Origin of the sequence: Streptomyces sp. NPDC099050, from assembly GCF_044759865.1 — a bacterium.
Lineage (GTDB): Bacteria > Actinomycetota > Actinomycetes > Streptomycetales > Streptomycetaceae > Streptomyces.
Genome location: NZ_JBIWAE010000009.1, coordinates 206,854 through 224,473, shown reverse-complemented (window position 1 = coordinate 224,473; position 17,620 = coordinate 206,854). Strand labels below are relative to the sequence as shown.

The window sequence follows — 17,620 nt, the reverse complement described above, 5'->3', positions numbered from 1 at the left end:
GGCCGGGGCGTGGTCTTTCACCCGGCCGACCCGCTCACCGTGCTCGCGCACGGCATCGGATCGCAGCACGATCTGCCGATCTCGCCGTTCTACGCCTTCGCCGGCGCCTTCACCGCGCTCTTCGTCTCCTTCCTCGCGCTGGGTCTCCTCTGGTCGGCCTCCCGCTTCCGCGGCGACCGCTCGGGCCTTGCCCTGCCCGCCGGGCTCCAGCGGGTGGCCGACGCGCCGGCCACCCGCACCGCCTTGCGCGGGCTCGGCCTCGCGGCCGCGCTCGCCGTCCTCCTGTACCTCCTCCTCGGCCCCGACGACCCCGCCCGCAACCCCGCACCGGGCGCCGTCTACGTCCTGCTCTGGGTCGGCTTGGTCCCCGCCTCCCTCCTGTTCGGTCCCGTCTGGCGCCTCCTCAACCCGCTCCGCACCCTGCACCGGCTGCTCGCCCGGCTGTCGGGGAGGCTGCGTGCGGGCCGTACGGGCCGTACGGCCACGGCCGCCGCCGCGCACTCCTCCCGGAGCCCGCGCCCCCCGTCACCGCACCTCGCCGTGGTGCCGGATCCCTCCGGCCCGGAGGCCCCGCGCCCGCCGTCCCCCGGCCCGGAGCCCCGACCGCACCGCCCGCTCCCCGCCCGGCTCGGGCAATGGCCGGCCGCCGCCGGCCTCTTCGCCTTCACCTGGCTCGAACTCGTCTCTCCCGATCCCGCGTCCACCACCACCCTCCTCATCGCCCTGACCGGCTACGCCGCCGTACAGCTCCTGCTCGCCGCCCGCTACGGCGAAGGCTGGTTCGCCGACGGAGACGCCTTCGAGGTGTACTCCGCCCTCCTCGCCCGGCTCTCCCCCCTCGGCCGTCGCAGCGACGGCCGCCTCGTTCTCCGTAACCCCTTCCACGGACTCGACGCGACGCCCGAGCGGCCCGGACTCGTCGCCACCGTCTGCGTCCTGCTCGGGTCCACCGCCTACGACGGCTTCTCCGACAACCCCTCGTGGATCAACGCGATCCAGACCTCCCCCCTCGGCCGCACCGCAGCGGCCACCCTCGGACTGCTCGGAGCCATCGCGCTCGTCGCTGCCCTCTACTGCCTCTGCGCGGCGGTCACCCGCCTCGTCTGCGGCCCGCACCCCGGCCCGCTGACCGCCTTCGCGCACTCACTCGTACCGATCGCCCTCGGCTATCTCGTCGCCCACTATTTCTCCCTCCTGGTCACCGAAGGACCACGCACAGTAATCATGGCAGTGGGCACTGACAACGCCCCAGAACCCTTGTCTCCCTTGGGTCCCGGCGGCCTCGCCGCCCTCCAGGTGATCGCCGTCGTGACCGGCCACGTACTCGGAGTGATCGCCGCGCACGACCGCTCCGTACGCCTCTTCCCGCCCGCGAAAGCCGTCGCCGGGCAACTGCCACTGCTCGCGCTGATGATCACGTACACGGTGGGCGGCCTCAGCCTGCTGCTGAACTGAGACGGCCGAACCGGTACCGCCGCCGACCCGTGCACCCAGGAGCGGCATGATGGACCCCGTGCCCCCAGCCCACCCCCTGCGCCGGACGCCGATCCAGCAGCGCAGCGCCGACCGCCTCGCCCGGATCCTCGACGCCTGCGCGGAACTCCTCGACGAGACCGGTTACGAGAACCTCAGCACCCGGGCCGTGGCCCTGCGGGCCGGCGTGCCGATCGGCTCGGTCTACCGGTTCTTCGGCAACAAGCGGGCCATGGCCATCGCCCTGGCCCACCGCAACCTCGACCGCTACGCCGACGGCATCGAGCAGCGGCTCGCGGACCTCCCGGACACCGACTGGCGCCCGGTCGTCGACGCGGTGCTGGACGAGTACCTGGTCATGAAGCGCAGCGTGCCCGGCTTCGCCCTCGTCGACTTCGGGGTGCCGGCGCCACCGTCCGAGGGGCCCGCGTCCGACCCCAACCACCTGGTCGCCGCCCGCCTCACCGAACTGCTCGGCGCCCATCTCGCCCTCACCCCGGACCCCACCCTGGAGCGGGCCGTCCTGGTCGCGGTCGAGGCCACCGACGCCCTGATCCAGCTCGCCTTCCGCAACGACCCGGCCGGCGACCCCGGCATCGTTGCCGAAACCCGCGCGATGATGCACGCCTACCTCGCACGCGTCCTGGACTGACCGGGCGGAGCGGGCGCTTCGGGCCGGGGCGGGCGGCGGCCTTCCGTGCCCGGGAGGCCGCCGTTTCAGCTCATCGTGCGGCGCTCCCGACGCGGCCGGTCACCACCAGGTTGCCGTCCGCCGTGCGCCGGGCGAGGACGCCGGTGCGCAGGTAGCCGTCGGAGGTGAAGGCGCGCGCGTTGAGGCCGGGCGAACGGTAGTAGCCGCGCGCGGTGTAGGGGCCGCGGGCCAGGAGTTCGCCCGGCTCCCCGTCCGGGACCTGCTCGCCGTCCGCGTCGACGACGCGGATCTGATCGTCGGGCGAGAGCGGGCGGCCCTGCGTCGTGAGCACGGTCTCGTCCGGATCGCCGGGCCGGGTGAGGGTGAGGAGCCCCTCATTCGTACCGAAGGTCTGCTGGAGGCGGCAGCCCCACTCGGCGACCACCCGTTCGGCGCTCGCGCGGTCCAGGGGCGGGGTGCTGCCGCCGATCTGTACGAGACGCAGGCTGCTCGTGTCCGCCTGGACCTCGGCACGTGCGCCGAGCCAGCTCCGGGCGGTGTCCGGGGTCAGCGCCGCGACGGTGACCCGCTCCCGCTCGACGGCCGCCAGGCGCGCGGCGGGCTCCGGGTCCTCGACCAGGACGACGGTGCCGCCGACGGTCAGCGTGCCGATGATGCCGGGGCCGCCGAAGGCGAGGTTCAGGTCGCCGGGCAGCGCGGCGAGGTACACGTCGTCCTGGGTGAGCGTCACCAGCTCGGCCGCGGCCCGCGCCTGGTAGGCGTAGTCGTTGTGGGTGCGCGGCACCAGCTCGGGCGCCTCACCGGCGCCGCCCGCGAGCAGGAAGAACGCCACCTGCCCGGCGCTGAGCGGGAGCGCCGGCTCGGGCGGCGAGTCGAGGGAGTGCAGCGGGAAGTAGTGGCAGCCCGCCGGGTCGGTCGTGAAACCGCCGTACGGGTCCGAGGCGCCCGGCGCCTCGAAGGTGAACACCCGGCGCAGGAAGGGTCCTCGGGCCGCGATGCCGGCGGCCATCGCCGTGTGGTCGAAGCCCCGGTACGTCGCGGGGCCGACGTAGCCGGTGGCCTCGGAGACCTGGACGACGCGGGACACCTCGGGCGCGCGGTGCGAGACCGGGCAGAGCACGGGGACCGCGCCGGCGCGCATCAGGGCGAACACGGTGACGACGAGCTCGGGGACATCGGGCAGCTGCACGACGACCCGCTGCCCGGGCCGCAGGCCGCGCAGCCGGAACCCGGCGGCCATCCGGCCCACCCGGCGGTTCAGGGCCGCGTACGTCATGCGGGTGCCGCCGTGGGCGAGTGCGGTCCGCGGTCCGAACTGTACGGCCCAGCCGCGCAGCAGGTTGTCCAGCGTGTTGCCCCGCCAGTGGCCGGACGCCCAGTAGTAGTCGGCGAATTCCTCGGGCCAGGGCGTACAGCCGTCGAGCATGGATGTCATTCGGCAATCCAATCCGGCCCCACCCCCCAGGGGCAATGTGCTGTCCCGACCAAGGCCGCTGGATTGCGTCAGCAGAAGGCCCAATGGGGGCGGCTGACCTGGGAGAACGGCCGGGATATGCGGTGGCGGGCGCGCATGCGCGAGGCGGCGGCGCGGGTATGGGCGGCCCGCTCGGCGGCTTGCGGAGTCGCCCAAGCGGAGGTGTTTCCTTGCCCATCGGCTCGAGCGGTTCTCCGGGCCGAATGGGCGTGGCCCCGAGGGGCTCCGGGCCGAATCGGCGTGACTCCGGGCGGCTCCGGGCCGAATCGACGTAGCTCCGGGCGGATACGGGCCCGACTGGCGGCTCCGGCTGACCCCGGCCGCTCCCGGCTGAGCCCGGCCGTTCCGGCTGACCCCTGCGGCCCCCCGGCTGACCCCGGCGAAGCCCGGCCGCTCCCGGCTGACCCCGGCCGCTCCCGGCCCTTCCGTCTGACCCCTGCGGCCCCCCGGCTGACCCGGCCCCCCCAGGCCGGCCAGGCCCCCCCCGGGTGGCCCCGCCCCCGGCCGGCCCCCGCGTCGCCCAACCCGGCCCCCGCGGCGCCCAACCCGGCCCTGCCCGCCCCGCCACCGCCCCGCTCCCGGATTCCGTCGGGCGCGGACCCTCCCCTCCGTGCCTACCGGTCGGTATGCTCGGTGCCGCTCGCGCGGGCACGGTGCCCGTGCCCCGTGCCGCAGCCCGCTGCCCCTGGAGGGCCCATGCCCCGCACCGCCCTGCGCATCTGCCCCCTCTGTGAAGCCACTTGCGGCCTCACGCTGACCATCGAAGGCACCACCGTCACCGGGGCCAGAGGGGACCGCGACGACGTGTTCAGCCGCGGTTTCATCTGCCCCAAGGGCGCCGCCTTCGGTGGCCTCGACGCTGACCCCGACCGGCTGCGGACCCCGCTCGTACGACGCGACGGCCGGCTCCGCGAAGCCACCTGGGAGGAGGCCTTCCAGGCCATCGCCGACGCGGTCCCCGCGCTCGTGAGGACGTACGGGCCCCAGTCCGTCGGCGTCGTCCTCGGCAACCCGAACGTCCACACCATGGCGGGCCAGCTCTACCCCCCGCTGCTCCTCAAAGCCCTCGGCACCCGCAACCTCTTCACCGCCAGCACCCTCGACCAGATGCCCAAACACGTCTCGAGCGGGCTGCTCTTCGGTGATCCCTTCGCCATCCCCGTCCCGGACCTCGACCGCACCGACTTCCTCCTGCTCCTCGGGGCGAACCCGGTCGAGTCCAACGGCTCCCTGTGCACCGCACCCGACTTCCCCGGGCGGCTCAAAGCGCTGCGCGCACGGGGCGGCACCCTCGTCGTCGTCGACCCGCGCCGCACCCGCACCGCCAAACTCGCCGACCGCCACCTCGCACCGCGCCCCGGCAGCGACGCGCTGCTGCTCGCGGCCCTGGCCCACACGCTGCTCGCCGAGGAGCTGGCCGATCCGGGCGTGCTCGCGGAACACACGCAGGGAATCGGGGAACTCGGCGAAGCGCTCGGTAGTTTCACTCCCGAGGCCGTCGCCCCCGCCTGCGACCTCACGGCCGAAGAGATCCGCGACCTCGCCCGCGACCTCGCGGCCGCGCCGACCGCCGCCGTCTACGGGCGGATCGGCAGCTGCACCGTGGAGTACGGCACGCTCTCCAGCTGGCTGGTCGACGTGCTGAACGTCCTGACCGGCAATCTCGACCGGCCGGGCGGGGCCCTGTTCCCGCTGTCCGCGACCGACCGCGCACCCCGGCCGGCCGGACCCGGCAAGGGGTTCGGCCTCGGCCGCTGGCACAGCCGGGTCAGCGGCCACCCCGAGGCCAAGGCCGAACTCCCGCTGTCCGCCCTGGCGGAGGAGATCGACACCCCCGGGGAGGGGCGGATCCGGGCCCTCGTCTCCATCGCGGCGAACCCCGTACTGTCCGCCCCCGACGGCCGGCGCCTCGACGCGGCCCTGGCCGGGCTCGACTTCATGGTCAGCGTCGACCCCTACCTCAACGAGACCTCGCGCCACGCCCACGTGGTGCTGCCCCCGCCGCCGCCCTCGCAGAGCGCCCACTTCGACTTCTCCTTCAACACCTTCGCCATCCGCAACCAGGTCCGCTATTCGCCGCCCGCCGTCCCGCTCGAAGACGGGCGCATGGACGAGTGCGAGATCCAGGCCCGTCTCGTGCTCGCCGTCTCCGGCATGCACGGAACCGATCCGGTCGCCGTGGACGACCTGGCCATCGGGGCCACCCTCGCCAGGGAGTGCGCCGACCCGGACTCTCCCCTGCGCGGCCAGGATCCGGCGCGCCTCGCCGGGCTGCTCGCGGGCGGCAGCGGCCCCGAGCGCCGCCTCGACCTGATGCTCCGGCTGGGCCCCTACGGAGACCGCTTCGCCGAGGCCGCGGACCTGCCCGGCGGCGTCGCTACGGGAACCCGCGCTGGCGCGCCCGCCGCCCCGGGCGGACTCGGGCTGGAGCGGCTGCGCGCGCACCCGCACGGAATCGACCTGGGCCCGCTGCGGCCCCGGCTCCCCGGCCTGCTCAGGACGCGCAGCGGCAGGATCGAGCTGCTGCCGGACCCGATCGCGGCCGAACTCCCCAGGCTGCGCGGGACGCTGGCCGAGCGCCCCGCCGCCCTGGTGCTCGTGGGCCGCCGCCACCTGCGGTCCAACAACAGCTGGATGCACAACGTCCCGGCCCTCGCCGGAGGTTCCAACCGCTGCACCCTCCAGGTCCACCCGGACGACGCCGCCCGGCTCGGCCTCACCGATGGGCGCCTGGCCCGGATCACCGCCGACGGGGGCAGCCTGGAGGTGCCGGTGGAGGTCACCGACACCCTCCGCACCGGGGTCGTGAGCCTCCCGCACGGCTGGGGCCACGACCGGCCCGGCACCCGCCTGTCCGTGGCCGCGGCCACGCCCGGAGTCAACGTCAACCAGCTCCTCGACGGCAGCCGACTCGACCCGCTCTCCGGCACCGCCGTGCTCAACGGCTTCCCCGTCGAACTGACACCCATCCCCTGAGCTGGGGTTTTGCTCGTATTGCTCACGTGCGGACGTCTTGTTGGCCCCCGGAGGAGGCACCTAGACGAGTCATTCCGAATGATCAGTGGTCGTAGGTGATCAGCGATCGCGTGCTGGGCTGGCCGGTCTTGTGGTTGTGCCAGCGCCATCCTGCAGGTGGTAGAGCTCTTGAGCGCGGGCCAGGTCGACAGGCCCGTCCTGGTGCAGGTGCAGGAAGAAGTCCAGCTGCCACGCCTGCGCACTGCTGGCCTGGCGGTTGGTGGTGGTCACCCAGGGCGGGTAGACGCGGAAGGCTCGTTTCCCACCGGAACCGCTTGCTGATACGACACCGTGTTGGCGGAGCGCGTCCATGGGAAGGACGAACTGGCCGAAGTGGTGATGGTCGCGGGTGCTGATGATAAAGAGGTCGACGGGGTCCGTGGCGTCGAAGGGCTGGATAGGCCCGGCCGGGGACCTCTTCCAGACGGTGACGAATTGGCCGACCTTGGTGGGGGTCGTCTTGGCTGCGCGGAACCGGATGGAGAGGCCGTTAAGGGTGAACTCGTGGGCGGCGTAAGCGGCGCCCTCGGCTTCGGGCACTGGCTGCGAGCAGGTGAACCCGCAGGGGTCGTAGACGAGCGCCTTCGCCGCAATGAGATCTCCGTGGGCCTGGTCGGTGTCCAACCACGGTTTGGGGTGGAGATCGGATGAGTACTCGCGGTTCGCCGTCATTCGTCCACTCTGTCACGGGTGCTTGGACGCAGTCGGCTCGACTTGGGGGACGTCGCTTTCGTCGAGGCAATCCGAATGCTGACGGTGTGTCCGGGAACGCAGACAGGGCGTCCAAGATCGTTGTGTGACGAACAACCTAGACGCCCTGCTGACAGCACTTTACGTGAAGATCGACGACGAGATCGGAGAGGCCCGATGGCTGGGCCGTCCACCACGGTTGACGGACTCCGAGCTGGTCACGCTTGCCGTTGCCCAGGCGATACTCGGTTTCACCTCGGAGTCGCGGTGGCTGCGGTTCGTGGACTCCCGCCTGGGTGCGATGTTCCCGTACGTGCCAAAGCAGCCGGGCTGGAACAAGCGGCTGAGGGCCGCGTTGCCGCTGGTCAAGAAGGCCATACGGCTGCTGGCCGTCGACACGGACTTCTGGTTCGACAACCACTGGATCGTCGACTCCACGCCGGTGGAATGCGGTCGCTCGCGCCCGACGGTGAAACGCTCGGACGTAGCCGGCTGGGCCGGATACGGATACTGCGCCAGCCACAGCCGGTTCTTCTGGGGCCTTCGCCTGTTCCTGGTATGCACCCCGACCGGAATGCCGATCCTGTGGGCCCTGGCAAACCCGAAGCTCGACGAGCGCGAAGTGCTGACCGCGATGCTCGACCGCGAACCGGAGACGGTCACCGACCGGCCGGGGCTGCTGGTGATCTCCGACAAAGGCTTCGCCTCCAAGGAGTTCGAGACCGATCTGACCCTGCGGGGCGCCGAGTTGCTGCGGCCGTCGTTTAAACGCGAGAAGAACCGCAAGGGCGAGAGCCTCCTGAAGTCGGTACGACAGCTGATCGAGTCGGTCAACGACACCCTCAAGGGCCAGCTCGACCTGGAACGACACGGAGGTCGGACCTTCGAAGGCGTCGCCGTCCGCGTCGCCCAGCGCATTCTCGCGATGGCCGCGGCGATCTGGCACAACCACAAGACCGGCCAGCCGGTCACACGATCCCTGATCGCCTACGACCACTAACGATCATTCGGAATGACTCGTCTAGGTTCCCCCCATGCTGACCTTCCTCGGCTTCGCCATGATCGCGACCTTCCTGGTCCTGATCATGCTGAAGAAAATGTCGCCCATCGCGGCGCTCGTCCTCATCCCCGCGCTGTTCTGCGTGTTCGCCGGTCAGGGCGCGCAGCTCGGCGACTACGTCATCGACGGGGTCGGCAAGCTCGCGCCGACCGCCGCCATGCTGATGTTCGCCATCGTCTACTTCGGCGTGATGATCGACGTCGGCCTCTTCGACCCGATCGTCCGCGGCATCCTGCGCTTCTGCAGGGCCGACCCGATGCGCGTCGTCGTCGGCACCGCCGTCCTCGCCGCCATCGTCTCGCTCGACGGAGACGGCTCGACCACCTTCATGATCACCGTCTCGGCGATGTACCCGCTGTACAAGCGCCTCGGGATGAGCCTGGTGGTCATGACCGGTGTCGCGGCCACCGCCAACGGCGTCATGAACACCCTGCCCTGGGGCGGCCCCACCGCCCGCGCCGCGACCGCGCTCAAGCTCGACGCCGGCGACATCTTCGTACCGATGATCCCCGCGCTCGCGGTGGGCCTGCTCTTCGTCTTCGTCCTGGCCTACGTCCTCGGCCTCAAGGAACGCCGCCGCCTCGGCCCGCTGACCCTCCCCGGCGACACCGAGCGGTCGGCCGAGCCGGCCGGGGAACTCCTGGTCGCGGCCGGTACGGGCCCGGCCGCCGCCGGGAGCACGGGTACCGCCTCCACCGGCTCCGGCTCCACCGGCTCCGCTTCCTCCGGCTCCGCCCCGCCCGGCCCCGCCGGGAGCGCCGCCCCCGCCGCCCCCGCCGCGGACCCCGCCCCCGCCGCGGACCCCGCCCCCGCCGCGGACCCCGCCCCCGCCGGCGACGGCTTCCAGGGCCTCGACCCGCACCGCCCGACCCTGCGTCCCCGCCTCTACTGGTTCAACGCGGGCCTCACCGTCGCCCTGCTCACCGCCATGATCATGGAACTGCTCCCGATCCCGGTGCTCTTCCTCCTCGGGGCCGCCCTCGCCCTCACCGTCAACTTCCCCCACATGCCGGACCAGAAGGCCCGGATCGCCGCCCACGCGGACAACGTCCTGAACGTCGCCGGAATGGTCTTCGCCGCCGCCGTATTCACCGGCGTCCTCACCGGCACCGGCATGGTCAAGCACATGGCCGACTGGCTCGTCGGCGCCATCCCCGAGGGCATGGGCCCGCACATGGCCCTGGTCACCGGCCTGCTCAGCCTCCCCCTCACCTACTTCATGTCCAATGACGGCTTCTACTTCGGCGTCCTGCCGGTCCTCGCCGAGGCCGGCGCCGCCCACGGGGTCTCCCCGCTCGAAATCGCCCGCGCCTCCCTGGTCGGGCAGGCCCTGCACATGTCGAGCCCGCTCGTTCCGGCCGTCTACGTCCTCGTGGGCATGGCCAAGGTCGAGTTCGGCGACCACACCCGGTTCACCGTGAAGTGGGCGGCCCTGACGTCCCTGGTGGTCCTGGCGGCAGGAATGCTTTTCGGCATCATCTGACCCCCGCCGCCCCTGGCGCACACAAAACTACCGACGCTAGTTTGTAGGGTGTTGGCGACGTCAGATTCGTGCGTGCTCGGGAGGATTGCCATGAAGGCCCATGACGGGATGTACATCGGCGGCGAGTGGCGGGCCGCCCTCGGCCAGGACCGCATCGAGGTCCTCAACCCGGCCGACGAGCGGCCGATCGCCTCGGTCCCGGCCGGTACGGCCGAGGACGTGGACGCGGCCGTACGAGCGGCCCGCGCGGCCTTCCCGGCCTGGGCGGCCACGGCTCCGGCCGAGCGGGCCGCCCTCATCGGGGCCCTGCGCGACGTACTGGTCGCCCGCAAGGGTGAGATAGCCGAGACGATCACCGCCGAGCTGGGCTCGCCGCTGGGGTTCTCGGAGATGGTCCACGTCGGGGCGCCGATCGCCGTGGCCTCCTCCTACGCCGAGCTCGGGGCCTCGTACGCCTTCGAGGAGCGGATCGGGAACTCGACCGTGCTGCTGGAGCCGGTCGGCGTCGTCGGGGCGATCACCCCCTGGAACTACCCGCTGCACCAGATCGTTGCCAAGGTGGCACCCGCTCTCGCCGCAGGCTGCACCCTCGTCCTCAAGCCCGCCGAGGACACCCCGCTGACCGCGCAGCTCTTCGCCGAAGCCGTGCACGAGGCGGGGATCCCCGCCGGGGTCTTCAACCTGGTGACCGGCACCGGCCCGGTCACCGGCCAGGCACTGGCCGCGCACGAGGGAGTCGACCTCGTCTCCTTCACCGGATCCACCGCCGTCGGCAAGCAGATCGGCGCCACGGCCGGCGCCGCCGTCAAGCGGGTCGCCCTGGAGCTGGGCGGCAAATCGGCCAATGTCATCCTGCCCGGCGCCGACCTCGCCAAGGCCGTCGCCTCCGGCGTGGGCCACGTCATGAACAATGCCGGCCAGAGCTGCAACGCGCTCACCCGCATGCTCGTCCACCGCGACGAGTACGAGGAGGCGGTCTCACTCGCGGCCGCCGCCGCGGCCAAGTACGCCTCCGGCGACCCCCTCGACCCGGGCACCCGCCTCGGGCCGGTCGTCAGCGCCAAGCAGCGCGACCGCGTCCGCGGGTTCATCACCCAGGGCGTGGAGGAGGGCGCGCGTCTCGTCGCGGGCGGGCCCGAGGCGCCGCACGAGCAGGGGTACTTCATCGCCCCGACCGTGTTCGCCGACGTCACGCCCGGGATGACCATCGCCCAGGAGGAGATCTTCGGCCCGGTCCTGTCGATCCTGTCCTACGAGGACCAGGACGAGGCCCTGGCCATCGCGAACGGCACCGACTACGGCCTGGGCGGGGCGGTCTGGGCGGCGGACGAGGAGACGGCCGTGGCCTTCGCGCGCCTGATGGACACCGGCCAGGTGGACATCAACGGGGGCCGCTTCAACCCGCTCGCGCCCTTCGGCGGGTACAAGAAGTCGGGCGTGGGACGCGAGCTGGGCCCGCACGGCCTCGCCGAGTACCTCCAGACCAAGTCCCTTCAGTTCTGACCGGCCTCGCATACACGGAGACGACGATCATGGTCCGCGCCGCCATCCTGCCCGCCGTCGGAGCCCCCCTGGAGATACGGGACATCGTGCTGCCCGAACCAGGCCCCGGCCAGGTCCGGGTGCGGCTCGCCGCCGCCGGGGTCTGCCACTCCGACCTCTCCCTCACCAACGGCACCATGCGGGTTCCCGTACCCGCCGTCCTCGGCCACGAGGGCGCGGGCACGGTCCTCGCCGTCGGCGAAGGGGTCACCCATGTCGCGCCCGGCGACGGGGTGGTGCTCAACTGGGCCCCGTCCTGCGGGCAGTGCCACCACTGCTCGATCGGCGAGGTCTGGCTCTGCGCCAAGGCGCTCACCGGGGTCGGGGCGGTGTACGCCCACGACGCCCTGGGCGCCGAGCTGCACCCCGGGCTGAACGTGGCCGCCTTCGCCGAGGAGACGGTCGTCGCGGCCAACTGCGTCCTGCCCGCCCCCGCCGGGATCCCGCTCGCCGAGGCCGCACTGCTCGGCTGCGCGGTCCTGACCGGCTACGGGGCCGTCCACCACAGCGCCCAGGTCCGCCCCGGGGAGTCGGTGGCCGTCTTCGGGGTCGGCGGCGTCGGTCTGGTCGCCCTCCAGGCGGCCCGGATCGCGATGGCGGGCCCGATCGTTGCCGTGGACGTCTCCCCGGACAAGGAGGAGCTGGCCCGGGCGGCCGGGGCCACGGAGTTCCTGCTCGCCTCCGAGACCACCGCCAAGGAGATCCGCGCACTCACCGGCGGCCACGGCGCGGACGTGGCCGTCGAGTGCGCCGGCCGGGCCGCGAGCATCAGGGCCGCCTGGGAGTCCACCCGGCGCGGCGGCCGCGCGACGGTGGTCGGCATCGGGGGCAAGGAGCAGCAGGTCACCTTCAACGCCCTGGAGATCTTCCACTTCGCCCGCACCCTCACCGGCTGCGTCTACGGCAACAGCGACCCCGCCCGCGACCTCCCGGTGATCGCCGCCCACGTCCGTGCGGGCCGCCTCGACCTCGGCGCGCTCGTCACCGACCGCATCACCCTCGACGGCATCCCGGCGGCCTTCGACGCGATGCTGGCGGGCAAGGGCGGCCGCTCGCTGGTGGTCTTCTAGCAGCCGGCCCGCCCGGGAGGCCCGCCCACCACGGGCCTCCCGCAGGGCGGTCTCCCAAGAGGCGCGCCAGCCGTCAGGCCGGCCGTCAGGCGGTGGTCTCCCGCAGCGCCGCGTACTGGAGGGCCAGGCCGTCCAGCAGCGCCGCCAAGCCCGTTTCGAAGGCGCCCTCGTCCACCTCCCGCTGGCGCTCCGCCAGCAGGTGGGCCTGGCCCAGGTGCGGATAGTCCGACGGGTCGTAGGCCGTCTCGTCGTCCACGAAACCCCGGGCGAAGGAACCCACCGCCGAGCCGAGGATGAAGTACCGCATCAGCGCCCCGATCCGGGTCGCCTGGGCCGGAGGCCAGCCGGCCGCGGTCATCGCCCCGAAGACGGCGTCCGCCACCCGCAGTCCGGCCGGCCTGCGACCCGGCCCGCGTGCCAGCACCGGGACGATGTTCGGATGGTCGGACAGGGCTGCCCGGTACGAGTGTGCCCAGTCGCGCAGCGCGACCTGCCATTCACGGCCGTCGCCGGCCTCGAACATCGACAGGTCGACCCGTGCGCTCACCGCGTCCGCGACCGCGTCCAGGATCTCGTCCTTCGTGCGGAAGTGGTTGTACAGCGAAGGCCCGCTGACGCCCAGCGCCGCCGCCAGCCGCCGCGTCGAGACGGCCTCCAGCCCCTCGCCGTCCACCAGTGCGCCCGCCGCCTCGACGATGCGGGATCTGCTGAGGAGGGGCTTGCGCGGTCTGGCCATGCGCCACATAGTAAGGCCTGCCGCATTTAAACTAGCGGTGGTAATTAACGGCCCGAGACCCACCGGTCCGGCACGTCCCCCTGCGGTCCGGCACGTCCCCCTGCGGTCCGGCACGTCCCCGTCCGGTCCGGCACGTCCCCGTGCGGTCCTGCCCGTTCCGGTCCGTCCCAGTCCGCCCCGCCCGTCCCCGCCCGTCCCCGCCCGATCCCGTCGTCCCACCCGGAGGTGCCCGGTGAACCTTGAGCTCAGCGAGGAGCAGTCCGCCGTCCGTGATCTCGCCCGCGCGTTCACCGAGCGCGAGATCGCCCCGTACGCGGCCGAGTGGGACCGCGCCGAGAGCGTGGACCGGGCCATCGTGAAGAAGCTCGGCTCCGTCGGCTTCCTCGGCCTGACCGTCCCCGAGGAGTACGGCGGCTCCGGCGGTGACCACCTCTCCTACGTCCTGGTCACCGAGGAACTCGGCCGCGGGGACTCCGCCGTCCGCGGCATCGTCTCCGTCTCCCTGGGGCTGGTCGCCAAGACCGTCGCCGCCTGGGGGAGCGAGGAGCAGAAGCGGGCCTGGCTGCCGCGCCTGTGCTCCGGCGAAGCCCTCGGCTGCTTCGGGCTCACCGAGCCCGGCACCGGCTCCGACGCCGCCGCCCTCACCACCCGCGCCCGGCGCGAGGGTGACGCGTACGTGATCAGCGGCAGCAAGATGTTCATCACCAACGGCACCTGGGCCGACGTGGTCCTGCTCTTCGCCCGTACGAACGAGGACCCCGGCCACCGCGGGATCTCCGCGTTCCTCGTGCCCGCCGACGCCCCCGGCCTGACCCGCCGCGAGATCCACGGCAAGCTGGGCCTGCGCGGCCAGGCCACCGCCGAACTCGTCCTCGACGGCGTGCGCGTGCCCGCCTCCGCGATGCTCGGCCCCGAGGGGAAGGGCTTCTCCGTCGCCATGTCGGCCCTCGCCAAGGGCCGGATGTCCGTCGCCGCGGGCTGTGTCGGCATCGCCCAGGCCGCACTGGACGCGGCCGTCTCCTACGCGGCCCAGCGCGAGCAGTTCGGCAAGCCGATCGCCCACCACCAGCTGGTCCAGGAGCTGATCGCCGACATCTCCGTCGACGTGGACGCGGCCCGGCTGCTGACCTGGCGGGTCGCCGATCTGATCGACCGGGGACTTCCCTTCGCCACCGAGTCCTCCACCGCCAAGCTCTTTGCCTCCGAGGCCGCCGTTCGCGCCGCGAGCAACGCCCTCCAGGTGCACGGCGGTTACGGCTACATCGACGAGTACCCGGCCGGCAAGCTGCTGCGCGACGCCCGCGTGATGACCCTCTACGAGGGCACCAGCCAGATCCAGAAGCTCCTCATCGGCCGTGCCCGCACGGGGGTTTCGGCCTTCTGAGGGCCTTCCGCCGGCTTTCTGAGTACGTACGTGAGTACGCGCGCGGATGTGCCGGTGCCCGGCCCGCCCGAAGCTGGACCCATGAACGAGACACAGGTCAAGCAGCAGAACACCGGGGCCTACTACGGCCAGGCCGTCGCCTCCTTCGGCATCGCCATCGGTGCGGTCTCCCTGGGGATCTACAACATGGAGGCCGACGGCTGGGTCCGCGCCTTCCTCGGCATCGCGGTCCTCTACCTGACCACCTCGGCCTTCACCCTCGCCAAGGTGATCCGCGACCGCCAGGAGGTCACCCAGATCGTCAGCCGGGTCGACCAGGCCCGGATGGAGAAGATCATGACGAGCTACGACCCCTTCGCCACCCCGAAGCAGCCCGCTCCGCAGGATCGCTAAGCGCTTGCTCACCCTCCGGTAAGGTGTTGTTCATTCCTACGGGCCGAAGAGGGTGGGCGAGCGATGGACAGCGTGGAGGAGATCGGCGGCTACCGGCCGTGGTCGGAGGTCACCCCCGACGCCGCCCGGCGCCTGCTCGTCGCCGCCGTGGAGGCCTTCGCGGAGCGCGGGTACCACGCCACCACCACGCGGGACATCGCGGGACGGGCCGGCATGAGCCCGGCCGCGCTCTACATCCACTACAAGACCAAGGAAGAGCTGCTCCACCGGATCAGCAGGATCGGCCACGACAAGGCCCTGGAGATCCTGGACACCGCGGCCTCCGGGCCCGGCAGCGCCGCCGAACGGCTCGACGCGGCCGTACGGTCCTTCGTGCGGTGGCACGCGGCCCATCACACCACCGCGCGCGTGGTCCAGTACGAGCTCGATGCTCTCGCTCCGGAGCACCGCTCCGAGATCGTGGCCCTGCGCCGCCGGAGCGACGCGGCGATCCGCCGCATCCTCGCCGACGGCGTCGAGGCCGGGGAGTTCTTCGTCCCCGACGTCCCCGGCACCACCCTCGCCGTGCTGTCGCTCTGCATCGACGTCGCCCGCTGGTTCAGCGCGGACGGCAGCCGCACGCCCGACGAGGTCGGCGCGCTCTACGCCGGTCTCGTGCTCCGCATGGTGGGCGCGGGCGGGCCGCGATCGGGTCGGAAGCGGTAAGCGGTCGGAAGCAGTAGGCGGTCGGAAGCGGTAGCCGGCCAGAAGCGGTGACCGGTCGGAGTGGTGACCGGTCAGAAGTAGTAGCGGGACACCGACTGCGCCACGCACACGGGCTTCTCGCCGCCCTCGCGCTCGACGGTCACGGTGGCCGACACCTGGACACCGCCGCCCGCCTCCACGACCTCGGTGATCAGCGCGGTCGCCCGCAGTCGCGAACCGACCGGCACCGGCGCGGGGAAACGCACCTTGTCGACCCCGTAGTTGATGCCCATCCGCATGCCCTCGACCCGCATGATCTGCGGCACCAGGCTCGGCAGCAGCGACAGCGTGAGGTATCCGTGCGCGATCGTGGAACCGAAGGGTCCGGACGCCGCCCGCTCCGGGTCCACGTGGATCCACTGGTGGTCCCCGGTGGCGTCCGCGAAGAGGTCGATCCGCTTCTGGTCCACCTCCAGCCAGTCGCTCGGGCCGAGCGGTGCGCCGATCCCGGCGGTGAGCTCCTCGGCGGACGTGAAGATCCTCGGCTCGGACATACCCGTACCTCTCCCTGGCGAATAAGCGCTTGCTCAGCATGCTGGGGCCGTCGTGGATCTGTCAACGAAGTGCCCGCCCCGAATCCCGGCCCGGCCGATTACCCTCGGCGGTGTGCCGCAGATTCCCGAGAAGGTCCATGAGCTCACCGTCGGCCAGCTGTCCGCCCGCAGCGGTGCGGCCGTCTCCGCCCTGCACTTCTACGAGGCCAAGGGCCTGATCAGCAGCCGCCGCACGTCCGGAAACCAGCGCCGCTACACCCGTGACGCGCTGCGCCGCGTGGCGTTCGTACGGGCCGCCCAGCGCGTCGGCATCCCGCTCGCCAGCATCCGCGACGCACTCGCCCAGCTCCCCGAAGGCCGCACCCCCAACCGCGAGGACTGGGCCCGGCTTTCCGAGAGCTGGCGCGCCGAACTCGATCAGCGGATAGCCCAACTCGGCCGCCTGCGCGATCATTTGACCGACTGCATCGGCTGCGGGTGCCTGTCCCTGGAGAACTGCGCGCTCTCCAACCCGGACGACGTCTTCGGCGAACGCCTCACCGGGTCGCGGCTGTTGTGACCTCCCGCGCGCGGGCCGCCGCCGCGACCAGCTCGGCGTTCGACCGCGCCACCCGCCCGTCCGGCAGGTGCAGCACGTCTCCTACGCCGATCCGCGCCCCGGTGCCGTACCGCGCGGCCAGCCGCAGCGCCGGCCAGGCCACCGCCTCCCGCCCGAACAGCAGCACCGGCACCGGCGGCAGCCGGCGCAGCAGCTCGGCGACGGGCCGAGGGTCGGCGGAGCCCAGCTCGGCGAGGAGCCGGACCCGCGCGGGATCCCGTAGGGGCCAGGCGAGGAACCGCGCGGCCGGGCCGGGATCCCCGCCCACCGGGACCTCCGCGTCCACCGCCACCCCGCGCTCCAGCAGCGCCTCGGCCAGCTCCCGGGCTCCCGGCTCCGCGAACCGCACCACCGCCCGGTCGGGCAGCCCCGTCCAGCTCCGCACCCGCGCCAGCCGCGCGGCGTGATCCGGCTCGGCCCCCACCCCCACGGCCACGCCGACGGGCACGCTCGCGCCGACGGGCACGGCCACGCCGACGGGCACGCCCACGGCCACGGGCACCCCCACGGCCACGCCCACCGTCGCGGAGGCCGCCACCCCGCCGCCGGGCCCGGGACCGCCCGGGGCTCGGGTCCCGCCGCCGAGGCCCGCGTCGCGCAGGGCCTCCAGCAGCGGTCCGACCACCCGGGGCGAGAGGCTCTCGCGGCCGCACGGGGTGCGTGCGTGGACCAGCACCTCCCGGGCCCCGGCGGCCACCGCCGCCAGCGCGGCCTCCACCAGGTCCTCGGGGCTCACGGGGACGGCCGTCCCGTCGGCGGCGCCCCGGGACCCGTTCAGCGACACCACCAGAGTCGGCTCGGCTCCCACCGCG

At 72.8% G+C, this 17,620-nt stretch carries 16 protein-coding genes; 11 read left to right on the top strand and 5 right to left on the bottom strand.

All coding sequences use genetic code 11. The features are described from left to right. Window positions 1-9 precede the first annotated feature (9 nt). Both ACIQV3_RS18000 and ACIQV3_RS17995 read left to right on the top strand, forming a co-directional pair. Window positions 10-1,455, top strand: coding sequence for a hypothetical protein (locus tag ACIQV3_RS18000; protein WP_403713431.1), 1,446 nt, complete (start codon window positions 10-12; stop codon window positions 1,453-1,455). Window positions 1,456-1,504: 49 nt separating this feature from the next. Continuing rightward, on the top strand, window positions 1,505-2,125 hold the full coding sequence (locus ACIQV3_RS17995; RefSeq protein WP_403713430.1) for a TetR family transcriptional regulator: 621 nt from the start codon (window positions 1,505-1,507) through the stop codon (window positions 2,123-2,125). Window positions 2,126-2,195: 70 nt separating this feature from the next. Here the strand turns inward: ACIQV3_RS17995 and ACIQV3_RS17990 are convergent, their stop codons facing one another. Beyond that, window positions 2,196-3,560, bottom strand: coding sequence for an AMP-binding protein (locus ACIQV3_RS17990; protein ID WP_403713353.1), 1,365 nt, complete (start codon window positions 3,558-3,560; stop codon window positions 2,196-2,198). A 735-nt stretch (window positions 3,561-4,295) separates the two neighbouring features. On the opposite strand from ACIQV3_RS17990, the gene ACIQV3_RS17985 reads away from it, so the two are divergent. Then, window positions 4,296-6,575 carry a molybdopterin oxidoreductase family protein gene (locus ACIQV3_RS17985; RefSeq protein WP_403713352.1) on the top strand — a complete coding sequence of 760 codons (2,280 nt, stop codon included), beginning with the start codon at window positions 4,296-4,298 and terminating at the stop codon, window positions 6,573-6,575. A gap of 99 nt (window positions 6,576-6,674) precedes the next feature. Here ACIQV3_RS17985 and ACIQV3_RS17980 read toward each other — a convergent pair whose 3' ends face one another. Next, window positions 6,675-7,286: a MepB family protein gene (locus ACIQV3_RS17980; protein ID WP_403713350.1), complete on the bottom strand. Its 612-nt coding sequence runs from the start codon at window positions 7,284-7,286 to the stop codon at window positions 6,675-6,677. Between the two features lie 124 nt (window positions 7,287-7,410). Between ACIQV3_RS17980 and ACIQV3_RS17975 the strand changes: the two genes are divergently transcribed. The 4 genes from ACIQV3_RS17975 to ACIQV3_RS17960 all read left to right on the top strand — a co-directional run bounded on the left by ACIQV3_RS17975 (window position 7,411) and on the right by ACIQV3_RS17960 (window position 12,459). Then, window positions 7,411-8,304: an IS982 family transposase gene (locus tag ACIQV3_RS17975; RefSeq protein ID WP_403713348.1), complete on the top strand. Its 894-nt coding sequence runs from the start codon at window positions 7,411-7,413 to the stop codon at window positions 8,302-8,304. Window positions 8,305-8,338: 34 nt separating this feature from the next. Next, window positions 8,339-9,847, top strand: a complete 1,509-nt coding sequence (locus ACIQV3_RS17970) for a CitMHS family transporter (RefSeq protein WP_403713346.1) — start codon at window positions 8,339-8,341, stop codon at window positions 9,845-9,847. Between the two features lie 90 nt (window positions 9,848-9,937). After that, window positions 9,938-11,350 carry an aldehyde dehydrogenase family protein gene (locus ACIQV3_RS17965; RefSeq protein WP_403713344.1) on the top strand — a complete coding sequence of 471 codons (1,413 nt, stop codon included), beginning with the start codon at window positions 9,938-9,940 and terminating at the stop codon, window positions 11,348-11,350. Window positions 11,351-11,379: 29 nt separating this feature from the next. Further along, entirely contained in the window at window positions 11,380-12,459 is a 1,080-nt protein-coding gene (locus ACIQV3_RS17960; RefSeq protein ID WP_403713343.1) for a zinc-binding dehydrogenase, read from the top strand. Between the two features lie 85 nt (window positions 12,460-12,544). Here ACIQV3_RS17960 and ACIQV3_RS17955 read toward each other — a convergent pair whose 3' ends face one another. Next, window positions 12,545-13,195 (bottom strand): TetR/AcrR family transcriptional regulator, encoded by a 651-nt coding sequence (locus ACIQV3_RS17955; protein WP_403713342.1) that lies wholly within the window; start codon window positions 13,193-13,195, stop codon window positions 12,545-12,547. A 232-nt stretch (window positions 13,196-13,427) separates the two neighbouring features. Between ACIQV3_RS17955 and ACIQV3_RS17950 the strand changes: the two genes are divergently transcribed. The 3 genes from ACIQV3_RS17950 (at window position 13,428) to ACIQV3_RS17940 (ending at window position 15,677) form a co-directional block, all read left to right on the top strand. After that, entirely contained in the window at window positions 13,428-14,579 is a 1,152-nt protein-coding gene (locus tag ACIQV3_RS17950) for an acyl-CoA dehydrogenase family protein (RefSeq protein ID WP_403713341.1), read from the top strand. An 81-nt stretch (window positions 14,580-14,660) separates the two neighbouring features. Next, the gene (locus ACIQV3_RS17945; RefSeq protein ID WP_403713340.1) at window positions 14,661-14,972 is read left to right on the top strand and encodes a YiaA/YiaB family inner membrane protein; all 312 of its coding nucleotides are present in this window, start codon (window positions 14,661-14,663) and stop codon (window positions 14,970-14,972) included. A 63-nt stretch (window positions 14,973-15,035) separates the two neighbouring features. Next, complete coding sequence (locus tag ACIQV3_RS17940) at window positions 15,036-15,677, top strand: TetR/AcrR family transcriptional regulator (RefSeq protein WP_403713339.1); 642 nt, start codon at window positions 15,036-15,038, stop codon at window positions 15,675-15,677. Between the two features lie 71 nt (window positions 15,678-15,748). Here ACIQV3_RS17940 and ACIQV3_RS17935 read toward each other — a convergent pair whose 3' ends face one another. After that, window positions 15,749-16,210 (bottom strand): MaoC family dehydratase, encoded by a 462-nt coding sequence (locus tag ACIQV3_RS17935; RefSeq protein WP_327307527.1) that lies wholly within the window; start codon window positions 16,208-16,210, stop codon window positions 15,749-15,751. A 112-nt stretch (window positions 16,211-16,322) separates the two neighbouring features. Between ACIQV3_RS17935 and soxR the strand changes: the two genes are divergently transcribed. After that, the gene (gene soxR, locus ACIQV3_RS17930; protein ID WP_389690891.1) at window positions 16,323-16,769 is read left to right on the top strand and encodes a redox-sensitive transcriptional activator SoxR; all 447 of its coding nucleotides are present in this window, start codon (window positions 16,323-16,325) and stop codon (window positions 16,767-16,769) included. On the opposite strand, the gene ACIQV3_RS17925 is transcribed toward soxR, so the two are convergent. Then, a complete protein-coding gene (locus ACIQV3_RS17925) occupies window positions 16,747-17,616 on the bottom strand; it encodes a 3-keto-5-aminohexanoate cleavage protein (RefSeq protein ID WP_403713338.1) in 870 nt (289 codons plus the stop codon). The genes soxR and ACIQV3_RS17925 overlap by 23 nt on opposite strands. Window positions 17,617-17,620 lie beyond the last annotated feature (4 nt).